Consider the following 11,848-nt stretch of genomic DNA (forward strand, 5'->3'; position numbering starts at 1 on the left):
TCCTTACTTCGCGGCGTGCGCCAGCTCGGCGGCCTTGTCAGCGGCCTCGTCCATGGTTCCGACCAGCGTGACCAGCGGGTGGTTGGCGTCGGCCAGGATCTTGCGGCCCGCCTCGACGTTGTTGCCGTCCAGGCGGACGACCAGCGGCTTGTTGGCCTCGTCACCGAGGATCTCCAGCGCCTTGACGATGCCGTTGGCGACCGCGTCGCACGCGGTGATGCCACCGAAGACGTTGACGAACACGCTCTCGACCTGGCCGTCGTTCAGGATGACGTCCAGGCCGGCGGCCATGACCTCGGCGGACGCGCCGCCACCGATGTCGAGGAAGTTGGCGGGCTTGACGCCGCCGTGCTTCTCACCGGCGTACGCGACGACGTCGAGGGTCGACATGACCAGGCCCGCGCCGTTGCCGATGATGCCGACCTGGCCGTCGAGCTTGACGTAGTTCAGGTCGTGCTCCTTGGCCTTGGCCTCGAGCGGATCGGTGGAGTCCTTGTCCTCGAGCTCGGCGTGCTCGGGGTGGCGGAAGCCCGCGTTCTCGTCGATGGTGACCTTGCCGTCGAGGGCGAGGATCTGATCGTCGGGGGTGCGCACGAGCGGGTTGACCTCGACCAGGGTGGCGTCCTCGGCGACGAAGACCTCCCACAGCTTCTGGATGGTCACGGCCGCGGCGTCGAGCACGTCGGCGGGCAGGTGGCCCTGCTCGGCGATGCTGCGCGCGAACGCGAGGTCGACGCCCTTGACGGCGTCCACGGGAACCTTGGCGAGACGCTCGGGCTTGGTGGCCGCGACCTCCTCGATCTCCATGCCGCCCTCGACCGAGCACATGGCCAGGTAGGTGCGGTTGGCCCGGTCGAGCAGGAAGGAGATGTAGTACTCCTCGGCGATGTCGCTGGCCTCGGCGACCAGCAGCTTCTTGACGATGTGACCCTTGATGTCGAGGCCGAGGATGTTCTCGGCGTGGGTCTTCGCATCCTCGGGGGTGGCGGCGTACTTCACGCCACCGGCCTTGCCACGACCACCGGTCTTGACCTGGGCCTTGACCATCACAGGCTTACCGATTTCCTCGGCGATCGCCTTGGCATCGTCGGCCGTGTCGGTCACACGACCCAGCGACGTCGGCACACCATGCTTGGCGAAGAGTTCCTTCGCCTGGTATTCGAAGAGATCCATCTGCTCACCGTCTCGTCTGCGTTGACGCCCGCTCGAGGGGTATGAGCGGGTCCGTTCGGACTGTAACTAGTCGGAAGTCCCACCAAACGCCCGCACTCCTGGTATGTGTCGCATGTCACCGGAGCGAAGGGCCCGAGGGGTACCTCACGGATTTTCCTCCCGGATTGTGAGCCACGCCGCAGCCAGGAGGAACACCACCCCAAGGATTGCAGGCAGAGTGAGGACGCCGTTCACCGGCTCCTGCTCCGGGCTCCGCACGAGCAACCACGACGCCGCATACAGGGCCACCGACGCCGCCGTGCCGAGCAGCAGCACACCGCCCCGGGCCGGCCGCGACCGCGCTGCGACCAGCACCGCTGCGACCACCGCGACGGCGAGCAGCACCCGCCCCCACACGTCGTAGCCCCACGGATAGCCCAGGACCGAACCGGCCCCGGGCTGCACCGGCAACAGCACACCGGCACCGGCGACGAGAGCCGCAGCCGCGCCCACCGCGCGCACGACCGGCCCGGCGATCCGTTCGACGGAGGTGTCGATGCCGTCGCGTTCCGCACCCCCGGCCAGCACGACGAGCACCCCCGTCACCGCCGCCCCCAGGATCGCGGCGCCGGCCAGCCACGCGCCCGGCCCGGCGCCGACGCCCGGCAGGTCCGCGGCGAGCACCCAGGACTGCAGCACCGCCCCGGCGGCGGTGACCACCGCGACGACCGGCACCGCGACGGCGGGCCGCAGCGGGGCGGCGAATTCGGAGAGCAGCAGCCATACGCTCAGCGCCAGTACGAGCAGGCCCGCGGCGAGCAGCAGACGAGTGGCCGGCAGGTCGGGCGCCGGCGCCCCGGCCGGAACCGACAGGGTGGGCAGCAGCGCACCCGCCGTCGCGACGACGCCGGTGGCAATCCCCGCGACGCCCGCGGTGACGTGCCGGCGCAGCATCGCCGGGACGGACATGACCGCCCTGGGCACCGGCCCTGCGGCGCGGGCGGACCGGGCGACGAGCCGGGGCAGTGCGACCGCGGCCGCGACGAGGGCGACGGCGGCGACCACCCCGACGGCGGCACCGGGCGACGGCGCGAGCCGCTCACCGGTGAGGCCCGCCGCCAGGCGCGGGCCCAGGATGCCGAGCGCACCGAGCCCCGCACCCGCCACCAGGCCCGTCGCGGCAGCCGGCGAACCGGTCACCAGCGCCCACGTCGCCGTCAGCACCACCGCGACCGCGGCGGCCAGGGAACCGATCGCGGTGGCCGTGGTGGCGTCGAGGACGCCGGGGCCGAGCAGCACCGGGTCGTCCGAGACGAAGGGCGGGGCGAGGAGCGCACCGGCCGCGACCAGGGCCGCCACCGCCACCGCGGTCGCCGCCGGGGCCCCGACGCGCACACCCACCGGGCCGTCCTCGCCGGGCACGTGTGCGGGGTCGGCCACGAGCCGCCGGACCGCGACGGCCCCGAGGACTCCGGCGCCGACCGCGGCGAGATGGCCGGCGAGGACGACGCCCGCGCCCGGGCCCGCCGTGAGGCCGGCGGCGGTGAGGGGCCGGAAGAGCTCGAGCCGGTCGGCGTCGAGGGCGTCGGTGAACAGCGCGACGTCGAGCAGGGCCGCGCCGAGTGCGACGAACCCGGCCCCCGCAAGCAGCGCGCCGGCCCGGATTCCGGCGAGGGGCCCGGGCCGACGGGCGAGACTCACCGCGCCGACGGGCACCGCGAGCGCGGCGGCGACGGCGACGAGCGTCGCGGCGCCGAGGGCGGCGCCGACGGGACCGGCGTCGGCGCGGACCGCCGGCAGGAACGGCGCGACCGCCACGGCGATGGCGCCGAGCACGGACAGGACGAACGCGGCGACGAGGACGGGCGGGCGGCTCGGCACGCCCCGACGCTACGGCGACGTTCCGATTCATCGCGGCGTGACACACCGTGAATATTCGGTATCGCGCCGTAACCGAAGGAACGTTTCCATATACGCCCAGCTCAAACTGTGATGCCAGTCACAAGGCCCGATTTCCAGCCCGTTTGGGTTGCCACGCTTGCGATCGTTTCGTTACCGTCGCTTCGGTCCGAATAACGGTCAGGTCACGAACGGAGGACGGCAGTCGATGCACACTTGCACTCCACGCGCCGACAGCCGTCCCGGCAGCGGGTTCGGTGACTTCGAGTCCACGGAGGCCACCGACCATCTCTATCCGGGCCACTGGCAGCCGCACGAGCGTTACCTCGACGAGGGCCCGGCGGACGATCTAGACGTCTCGAGCATTGTGAACTTCCGCAACACCAGCACCACCGAGCAGTACGAATTCTATGGCACCGAGCCGGCCGAGCCGCTCACCGCCCCCGGATCACCCGACGGCGATCTGGCCGCCCCCACTCGTCGCGGCGGCGCCCACCGGGTTCCCACTCCCCCCGCCGCCCTCAAGGGCCGCGCCGCGGTCCTCGCGGTCGCCGCCGGCGCCGTCGTCGCCGCGGGCCAGGCCGCCGCCAGCGGCCCCGCCCAGGAGTCCGAGCACTCCGAGGTCGCCCTCGCCGCGGACGCCACCGACTCGCACGTCATCACCGCCACCGCGGTGCCGCAGGCCGCGCAGTTCGCCCCGGAGACCGAGTCCGAGGGCGCCGCCCCGTCCCAGGCCCCGCAGGTCCTCAACATCGCGGACCCGAACGACCTCTCCCAGTTCTCGAACTTGCTCGCCAAGGGCCAACGGTTCAGCGAGGAGCGCGCCGCCCGCGAGGCCGCCGCCCGCCGCCCGCTGTTCGTCCTTCCGGCCGCCGGCGTCTTCACCTCCAGCTACGGTGCCCGCTGGGGCACCCTCCACGCCGGGGTGGACATCGCCGGTCCGATCGGGACCCCGATCCTCGCGGTCGCCGACGGCACCGTCATCGACTCCGGTCCGGCGTCCGGCTTCGGCATGTGGGTGCGCCTGCGCCACGCGGACGGCACCGTCACCGTCTACGGCCACATCGACCAGTCCATGGTGACGGTCGGTCAGCAGGTCATGGCCGGCGACCAGATCGCCACCATGGGCAACCGCGGCCAGTCGACCGGCCCGCACCTGCACTTCGAGGTGCACCTCAACGGCATCGACAAGATCGACCCGCTGCCCTGGCTCGCGACCCGCGGCATCTCCCTCGGCATCCGGAACGACTGACCTCCGGCGCTTCTCGCGAAACGGGCCCCGCACCGGCTGGTGCGGGGCCCGTTTCGCGTCCGGCCGGGAACCCGGGGTCAGAGCTTGACCATCGGCACGCCGCCGACGAGCATCAGCCGCACCTTCCCGGCGCTGCCGAAGTCGATGACCACCGTCGCCGTCGGCCCGGAGCCGCGGGTCTCGAGGACCGTGCCGAGGCCGTACTTGTCGTGGCTGACCCGGTCGCCGACGGCGAGCACGAGATGGTTGTTACGCGAGCGCGCGGCCCCGAAACTCGGTGTCGACTGCCGGTCGTCGCCGAACCGGGACGCTCCGCCCCCGAAGCCGGAGCCGACTCCGCCGTAGCCGCCCCGGCCCCGGCCGGCTCCGATGGCGTGACCACCGGCCACCCCCGGATCCTCCCGGCGCCACTCCACGAGTTCCTGCGGAATCTCTTGCAGGAAGCGCGATTCCGGATTGGTCACCGGCTGCCCCCAGGCCGAGCGCAGCACCGCCCGGCTCAGGTAGAGGCGCTGCCGCGCGCGGGTGAGCCCGACGTAGGCCAGGCGCCGTTCCTCCGACAGCTCGGCCGGGTCGCCGAGCGCTCGCATGTGCGGGAACTGCCCGTCCTCCCACCCGGTCACGAACACCACCGGGAACTCGAGACCCTTGGCGGTGTGCAGCGTCATCAGGGTGACGACCCCGTCGCCCTCCTCGGGGATCTGGTCGGCGTCGGCCACCAGCGACACCCGTTCGAGGAACGCGGCGAGCGAGCCGGGCTCGGGCTCCCCCTCCGCGCCCTCCCGTTCCTCCTCGAGGCCCGCGGCATTGCGGGCATCCGAACTGAATTCCCTTGCCACGCTGACCAACTCGTTGAGATTGTCGAGCCGCGTGCCGTCCTGCGGGTCGTCGCTGGCCTCGAGCTCGGCGCGGTAACCGGTGCGGTCGAGGACCGCCTCGACGACGTCGCCGATGTCGACGAGGTCGTTGCCGTCGGCGTCGGTCTCGGTGAGCATCCCCCGCAGCTCGTCCATGAGGTCGACGAACGCGGCGATGGCCTTCTGCGAGCGGGTGTTCAGCAGGGGCACGGTGCCCTCGGCCGCGTCGCGCAGGGCCCGGCCGAACCCGACCGCCGTGCGTTCGGCGTGCACCGCCACGCAGGCCTCCGCGCGGTCGCCGATGCCGCGACGGGGGGTGTTGAGGATACGGCGCAGGCTGACCGTGTCGTCCGGGTTGGCGAGCACCCGCAGGTACGCGACGAGGTCGCGAACCTCCTTGCGCTCGTAGAAGCGCACGCCGCCCACCACCCGGTAGGGCACGCCGTGCCGGATGAACACGTCCTCGAGGGCACGGGAGGAGTTGTTGGTGCGGTAGAACACCGCGACGTCGGCGAACCTGGCCTCACCGGCGTCGACGAGCCGGTCGATCTCCGCGGCCACGAACTGCGCCTCGTCGTGCTCGTTGTCGGCGACGTACCCGGTGATCGGTTCCCCCGCGCCGGAGTCCGTCCACAACCGCTTCTCCCGTCGTCCGGTGTTGCGCGCGATCACCGCGTTGGCCGCCGAGAGGATGTTCTGGGTGGAACGGTAGTTCTGCTCGAGCAGGATCGTGCGAGCGTCGGGATAGTCGCGTTCGAACTCCTCGATGTTGCGGATCGTCGCGCCGCGGAACGCGTAGATGGACTGGTCGGCATCGCCGACGACACACAGCTCCCCCGGCGCGACCGCATCGTCCGTCACGGTGTCGTCCGCACCGCCCACGAGCGTGCGCACGAGCACGTACTGCGCGTGGTTGGTGTCCTGGTATTCGTCGACGAGAACGTGGCGGAACCGTCGGCGGTAGTACTCCGCCACCTGCGGATGCGCCTGCAACAGTGCCACCGTCTCGCCGATCAGGTCGTCGAAGTCGAAGGCGTTGGCCGCGCGCAGCCGCTGCTGGTAGTGCGCGTAGACCCGCGCGACGATCCGCGGCAGTTCCGCCGCCTCGCGGTCCGCGTCGGCCGCGGCCTCCTCGGGGCCGATCAGCTCGTTCTTGAGATTGGAGATGTGCGTCGCCAGCAGCCGCGCGGAATACCGCTTGACGTCGAGGTCGAGATCCTTGGCGATCATGGTGAGCAGCCGCCGGGAGTCGTCCGCGTCGTAGATGGTGAAGTTCGAGTTCATCCCCGACAGCAGCGCCGACTGCGCCCGCAGGATCCGCACGCAGCTCGAATGGAACGTCGACACCCACATGCTGTTCGCGCGCGGACCGACGAGGTGGGCGACGCGCTCGCGCATCTCGGCGGCGGCCTTGTTGGTGAACGTGATCGCCAGGATCTGGCCCGGCGCCACCCCACGCTCACCCAGCAGGTACGCGATGCGCCGGGTCAGCACCGCCGTCTTGCCGGAACCGGCCCCCGCGACGATGAGCAGCGGAGACCCCGTGTGGGTCACGGCCTCCCGTTGCTGGGGATTGAGTCCCTCGAGCAGCGCGTCGGGGGTCATCGCCCGCACCCCCGAATTCGACGCGGGGACGGGACGGCCGGAGGCAACGGGTGTGTTCATCGTGGTACCAAACTACCGGCGATCGCCGACAGCCGTGCCGGCCGGGCCGGGGCGATTCGGCAGGTATGCCTTACTTGGCCGGTTCGGGGACGGGTGGCAAACTGAACGTCATGTCATGCGCTCCACGTCGCCACTATCGGCGACACTTCCATCGGTGTGAGAGCCGATGACCGAGGCCTGACCACACCCGAGGCTTCGGCTGCTGCGCCACCGAAGTCCCGAGCCGACGGCCGGACCGGTAACGCCCGCAGTATCCGAAGCGATCCCAGAGCTGACGCGAGGAGACGACATGAGCACCAACACCGAGGCCGCCGGTTCCGGAGCCAGCGCATCCGACGCTGCCCTGCCCACCACCGAGGCGGAGATCGACGAGCTCCGCAAAGAGATCGACCGGCTCGACTCCGAGATCCTGGCGGCGGTCAAACGCCGCACCGAGGTCTCGCGCATCATCGGCCAGACCCGCATGGCCTCCGGCGGTACCCGCCTGGTGCACAGCCGCGAGATGAAGGTTCTCGAGCGCTTCAGCGAGCTGGGCCAGGAGGGTCACACCCTGGCCATGTTGCTGCTGCGGCTCGGCCGCGGCCGTCTCGGTCACTGAGGCCACGGCCGTCTCGGTCACCGAGGCCACGGCCGTCCGGGTCACCGAGGCCACGGCCGTCCGGGTCACCGAGGCCACGGCCGTCCGGGTCACCGAGGCCACGGCCGTCCGGGTCACCGAGGCCACGGCCGTCCGGGTCACCGAGGCCACGGCCGATTCGGTCACCGAGGCCACGGCCGATTCGGTCACCGAGTCCCGCCGGTACGCCCCCGAGCCCGTCGGTCCCGACGCTCGGGGGCGTCACCGTCGCGCAGGTCACTGCAGCGCGATGTACTTCGTCTCGAGGTACTCCTCGATGCCTTCACTGCCGCCCTCGCGGCCCAGCCCGGAGGCCTTGACACCGCCGAACGGCGCCGCCACGTCGGAGATCACGCCCCGGTTGACGCCCACCATGCCGGACTCGACGGCCTCGGCCACCCGCAGCGCCCGGTCCAGGCTCTGCGTGTAGATGTACGCGGCCAGTCCGTATTCGGTGGCGTTGGCCGCATCGATCGCCTCCTGCTCGGTGTCGAACCCGGCCACGGCGGCGACGGGGCCGAACACCTCCTCCCGCAGGATCCGGGCCTCGGCCGTCACCCCGTCGAGCACGGTCGCCGGGTAGTACCACCCCGGGCCGTCGGGGACGGATCCGCCGAGCCGGAGGCTCGCCCCGGCCCCCACCGCGTCCTGCACCAGCGCGCCGACGGTCTCCCGCTGGCCGGCGTTGATCAACGGCCCGAGTGTGGTGCCGGGGTCGGTGCCGCGCCCGAGCCGGTACTGCGCCATCCGCTCGGTCAGCTTCTTCACGAACTCCTCTCGCACCGAGTTGGCGACGTGGAAGCGGTTCGCGGCCGTGCACGCCTCGCCGCCGTTGCGTAGCTTCGCGGCCAGCGCGCCCTCGACCGCGGCGTCGAGGTCGGCGTCGTCGAACACCAGGAACGGCGCGTTGCCGCCCAGCTCCATCGACGTGCGCAGCATCGCCTTCCCGGCCCGCTCGGACAGGGCCCGGCCGACCCCGGTGGAACCGGTGAAGGTCAGCTTGCGCAGGCGGGGATCGTCGATCAGCGGACCGGTGACCGCCCCGGCGCGCGACGTCGGCAGCACGGACAGCACCCCCTTCGGCAGGCCGGCCTCGGCGAACAGCTGGGCGAGCAGCAGCATCGTCAGCGGGGTCTCCGACGCGGGCTTCATCAGGATCGTGCAGCCCGCAGCGAGGGCGGGACCGATCTTGCGGGTGCCCATCGCGAGCGGGAAGTTCCACGGCGTGATCGCCAGGCACGGTCCCACCGGCTGCTTCGTCACCAGGATCCGTCCGTTGCCCGCGGGCGCGTGGGTGTAGCGGCCCGCGATCCGCACCGCCTCCTCGGCGAACCAGCGGAAGAACTCGGCACCGTACTTGGCCTCGGCCCGGCTCTCCGGCAGGGCCTTGCCCATCTCCAGGGTCATCAGGAGCGCGAAGTCCTCGGCACGTTCGGTGATCCGCGCGAACACCGAACGCAACAGTTCGCCACGTTCGCGCGGCGGGGTCGCGGCCCACTCGTGCTGGACGGCCACCGCGGCGTCGAGGGCGCGGACGGCGTCCGCCGGACTCGCGTCGGCGACGTCGGTGAGCGTGTCGCCGGTGGCGGGATCGTGGACGGGGAAGGTGGCGCCGTTCTCTGCGGCCACCCACTCCCCGCCGAGGAACAGTTCTGTCGGTACGGTCCGGATCAGTTCTTCGGTGTCCATGACCCACATCATGCGCTCCACGACCCGAGCGGATTCCGAACCCGCCGGTAACTGCGGCCCCGCACTAGGCTCTGAATTCATGAGCGACGTGACTCGAACCGCACCGTGGCAGCAGCTGTCCCAGCACCGTTCGGAGCTCGAGGCGGTGGATCTGCGGGGGTTGTTCGCGGCGGATCCGGGGCGGGCGCAGCGGTTCTCGCTGACCGTCGGGGAGTGGTACATCGACTACAGCAAGCATCGGATCACCGACACCACGGTGGGGTTGCTGCTCGAGCTGGCCCGGGCGTGTGGGCTCGAGGCCCGCCGCGATGCGATGTTCGCCGGGGACCGGATCAACACCACCGAGGACCGGGCGGTGCTGCACACCGCGCTGCGGCTGCCGCGGTCGGCGACGCTGACCGTGGACGGCACCGACGTGGTCGCCGAGGTGCACACGGTGCTCGACGCGATGGCCGGCTTCGCCGAGAAGGTCCGCTCGGGCACCTGGCGCGGCGCCACCGGCGAGCCGATCGCCACGGTGGTGAACATCGGGATCGGCGGCTCGGATCTGGGCCCGGCGATGGTGGCGCGGGCGTTGCGGCACTACGCCGACGGCCCGGCGGTGCGGTTCGTCGCCAACATCGACCCGGCGGATCTGACCGCGCAGCTGACCGGCCTGGACCCGGCCACCACGCTGTTCGTGGTGGCGTCGAAGACGTTCACCACCGTCGAAACCCTCACCAACGCCACCGCCGCGCGGCGCTGGCTGGTCGCCGCGCTCGGCGAGGACGCCGTCGCGGCGCATTTCGTGGCGGTGTCCACCAACGCGAGCAAGGTCGCCGAGTTCGGCATCGACCCGGCGAACATGTTCGGGTTCTGGGACTGGGTGGGCGGGCGGTACTCGGTGGGCTCGGCGATCGGGCTGGCGGTGATGTGCGCGATCGGGCCGGTGCGCTTCGCCGAGTTCCTCGCCGGGATGCACACCGTGGACGAGCACTTCGCCACCGCCCCGCTGGAGGCGAACGCGCCGGTGCTGCTCGGGCTGCTGGGGGTGTGGTACGCGTCGGTGCTGGGGGCGCAGTCGCGGGCGGTGCTGCCCTACAGTCAGGACCTGGCCCGGCTGCCGGCGTATCTGCAGCAGCTGACCATGGAGTCGAACGGCAAGAGCGTGCGGCGGGACGGGACGGCGGTGGACCACGAGACCGGGGAGATCTTCTGGGGCGAGCCGGGCACCAACGGGCAGCACGCGTTCTACCAGTTGCTGCACCAGGGCACCCGGCTTATCCCGGCCGATTTCGTCGGGTTCGCCGCCGCGTGCGAGGACCTGCCCACCCGGGACGGGACCGGCAGCATGCACCAGATCCTGCTGGCGAACATGCTCGCCCAGGCCAAGGTGCTCGCGTTCGGGCGCACCGCGGCCGAGGTCGCCGCCGACGGCACCGACCCGGGGTTGGTGGCGCACAAGGTGATGCCCGGCAACCGGCCCTCGACCACCCTGCTCGCCCCGGCGTTGACCCCGGCGACGCTGGGGCAGTTGATCGCGTTGTACGAGCATCAGACCTTCGTCCAGGGCGTGATCTGGGGCATCGACTCGTTCGACCAGTGGGGCGTCGAACTCGGCAAGACCCAGGCCCTGGCCCTGGCACCGGCCCTGACCGGCGCGGCGGACCCCGACACCGGCGACACCTCCACCGACACCCTCGTCCGCACCATCCGGCGGTGGCGTCAGAAGTAGAGCAGGCACCCGTCACGGCGGGCTTGCACCGGTTTCCGACTGCGGAAACGGGGGCAAGCTCACCGATTCGGGCGCAAGCTCCGCCGCTCAGGCGGCGTGCGGGCGGGACCAGCGGCGCGTCGTGTGCACCCGGCCGCCGCTGTCCACGAGCCGGGCGGCGAGATCGTACTGCTCGAGCCACCGCACCGCCGGCGCCCCGCGGCGCAGCGCCGCCGCGGCCGCGGCGTCGGCCCACAGCGCGTCCCCGGCGATGACGGTCACCTGCGCCCACCGCCCGGCGACGTCGTTTCCGCCGTTCTCTTCCACCTCGTCGGGTTCGGCGGCGCGCACGCGCGTCGCCATCGCGCTGCCCGCCGGAAGTTCGACCGTGCCGGCTCCGGGGATGGCCACCTGCCAGCCCCCGGCGGGGCTGTGACCGGCGGTGGCCGTCACGTCGCCCATGCGCACCAGGACACCGCATTCGAGACTGCGTGCGACGGTCGCGGCGGCCCGATCGGCCGTGTCGGCCCTGGCCGTTTCGGTGATGTCGAGGTTGACGCCGAACGGGGCCAGCACGGTCTCGCCGTCGAGGTGGATGTCGCTGTAGTCCGGAAGCGGATGGATGGGCGGGGTGGCCTCCTCGTCGATTCCCGCGTCGTCGGCCGACAGGGGGCTCACCGCCCCGTCGGTCATCCGGGCGACCCAGAGCGCCGAGCGCAGCAGCGCCGACAGCCGCGGACTGACCTGCACGGGAATGCCCTGGGCGAGATTGACCTCGTGGATCTCCGCGTCACCGCGCAGGGGGTTGCAGGCCGCCTCGGATTCTGCGATCGCGGCGCGCACCAGCGTTTCGGCCTCCACCAGTGCGGCGCACTCGGTGACGGCCACCTCGACCGGGACCCCCCACTCCCGCCATTCGCTGCTGCTGATCATGAGGGGCTCCGGCCTCGCTCGACGATCGTTGTCGTTACCCCAGTATGCCCCTGCGGATCGTCGCCGGTCGGATGCGCGCGAGAATCGCCACT

8 protein-coding genes are annotated in these 11,848 nt (G+C 71.8%); 3 read left to right on the plus strand and 5 right to left on the minus strand.

All coding sequences use genetic code 11. From position 1 onward, the window contains the following. Positions 1 to 3: 3 nt before the first annotated feature. Both sucC and A4U64_RS17775 read right to left on the minus strand, forming a co-directional pair. Entirely contained in the window at positions 4 to 1,173 is a 1,170-nt protein-coding gene (gene sucC / locus A4U64_RS17770) for an ADP-forming succinate--CoA ligase subunit beta (protein ID WP_006945023.1), read from the minus strand. A 144-nt stretch (positions 1,174 to 1,317) separates the two neighbouring features. Next, positions 1,318 to 3,033 carry a hypothetical protein gene (locus A4U64_RS17775; RefSeq protein WP_065922905.1) on the minus strand — a complete coding sequence of 572 codons (1,716 nt, stop codon included), beginning with the start codon at positions 3,031 to 3,033 and terminating at the stop codon, positions 1,318 to 1,320. A 226-nt stretch (positions 3,034 to 3,259) separates the two neighbouring features. On the opposite strand from A4U64_RS17775, the gene A4U64_RS17780 reads away from it, so the two are divergent. Continuing rightward, positions 3,260 to 4,303 (plus strand): M23 family metallopeptidase, encoded by a 1,044-nt coding sequence (locus A4U64_RS17780; protein ID WP_065922906.1) that lies wholly within the window; start codon positions 3,260 to 3,262, stop codon positions 4,301 to 4,303. Between the two features lie 77 nt (positions 4,304 to 4,380). Here the strand turns inward: A4U64_RS17780 and pcrA are convergent, their stop codons facing one another. Continuing rightward, positions 4,381 to 6,825 carry a DNA helicase PcrA gene (gene pcrA, locus A4U64_RS17785; RefSeq protein WP_065922907.1) on the minus strand — a complete coding sequence of 815 codons (2,445 nt, stop codon included), beginning with the start codon at positions 6,823 to 6,825 and terminating at the stop codon, positions 4,381 to 4,383. A 289-nt stretch (positions 6,826 to 7,114) separates the two neighbouring features. On the opposite strand from pcrA, the gene A4U64_RS17790 reads away from it, so the two are divergent. Next, on the plus strand, positions 7,115 to 7,423 hold the full coding sequence (locus A4U64_RS17790; RefSeq protein WP_029541984.1) for a chorismate mutase: 309 nt from the start codon (positions 7,115 to 7,117) through the stop codon (positions 7,421 to 7,423). Positions 7,424 to 7,678: 255 nt separating this feature from the next. Here A4U64_RS17790 and A4U64_RS17795 read toward each other — a convergent pair whose 3' ends face one another. After that, positions 7,679 to 9,130 carry an NAD-dependent succinate-semialdehyde dehydrogenase gene (locus A4U64_RS17795; protein ID WP_029541981.1) on the minus strand — a complete coding sequence of 484 codons (1,452 nt, stop codon included), beginning with the start codon at positions 9,128 to 9,130 and terminating at the stop codon, positions 7,679 to 7,681. A 79-nt stretch (positions 9,131 to 9,209) separates the two neighbouring features. Here A4U64_RS17795 and pgi point away from each other — a divergent pair, with 79 nt between their 5' ends. Beyond that, the gene (pgi, locus tag A4U64_RS17800) at positions 9,210 to 10,844 is read left to right on the plus strand and encodes a glucose-6-phosphate isomerase (RefSeq protein WP_065922908.1); all 1,635 of its coding nucleotides are present in this window, start codon (positions 9,210 to 9,212) and stop codon (positions 10,842 to 10,844) included. Between the two features lie 87 nt (positions 10,845 to 10,931). Here the strand turns inward: pgi and A4U64_RS17805 are convergent, their stop codons facing one another. Next, complete coding sequence (locus tag A4U64_RS17805; RefSeq protein ID WP_065922909.1) at positions 10,932 to 11,756, minus strand: FAD:protein FMN transferase; 825 nt, start codon at positions 11,754 to 11,756, stop codon at positions 10,932 to 10,934. Positions 11,757 to 11,848: the final 92 nt, after the last annotated feature.

The organism is Rhodococcus sp. WB1 (genome assembly GCF_001700945.1).
Lineage (GTDB): Bacteria > Actinomycetota > Actinomycetes > Mycobacteriales > Mycobacteriaceae > Rhodococcus > Rhodococcus aetherivorans.

Bases quoted from the DNA above. Each gene is read 5' to 3' on its own strand.
- pgi (WP_065922908.1), top strand. From the start codon at position 9,210: ATGAGCGACGTGACTCGAACCGCACCGTGGCAGCAGCTGTCCCAGCAC.
- A4U64_RS17805 (WP_065922909.1), bottom strand. From the start codon at position 11,756: ATGATCAGCAGCAGCGAATGGCGGGAGTGGGGGGTCCCGGTCGAGGTG.
- sucC (WP_006945023.1), bottom strand. From the start codon at position 1,173: ATGGATCTCTTCGAATACCAGGCGAAGGAACTCTTCGCCAAGCATGGT.
- A4U64_RS17795 (WP_029541981.1), bottom strand. From the start codon at position 9,130: ATGGACACCGAAGAACTGATCCGGACCGTACCGACAGAACTGTTCCTC.
- pcrA (WP_065922907.1), bottom strand. From the start codon at position 6,825: ATGAACACACCCGTTGCCTCCGGCCGTCCCGTCCCCGCGTCGAATTCG.
- A4U64_RS17780 (WP_065922906.1), top strand. From the start codon at position 3,260: ATGCACACTTGCACTCCACGCGCCGACAGCCGTCCCGGCAGCGGGTTC.
- A4U64_RS17790 (WP_029541984.1), top strand. From the start codon at position 7,115: ATGAGCACCAACACCGAGGCCGCCGGTTCCGGAGCCAGCGCATCCGAC.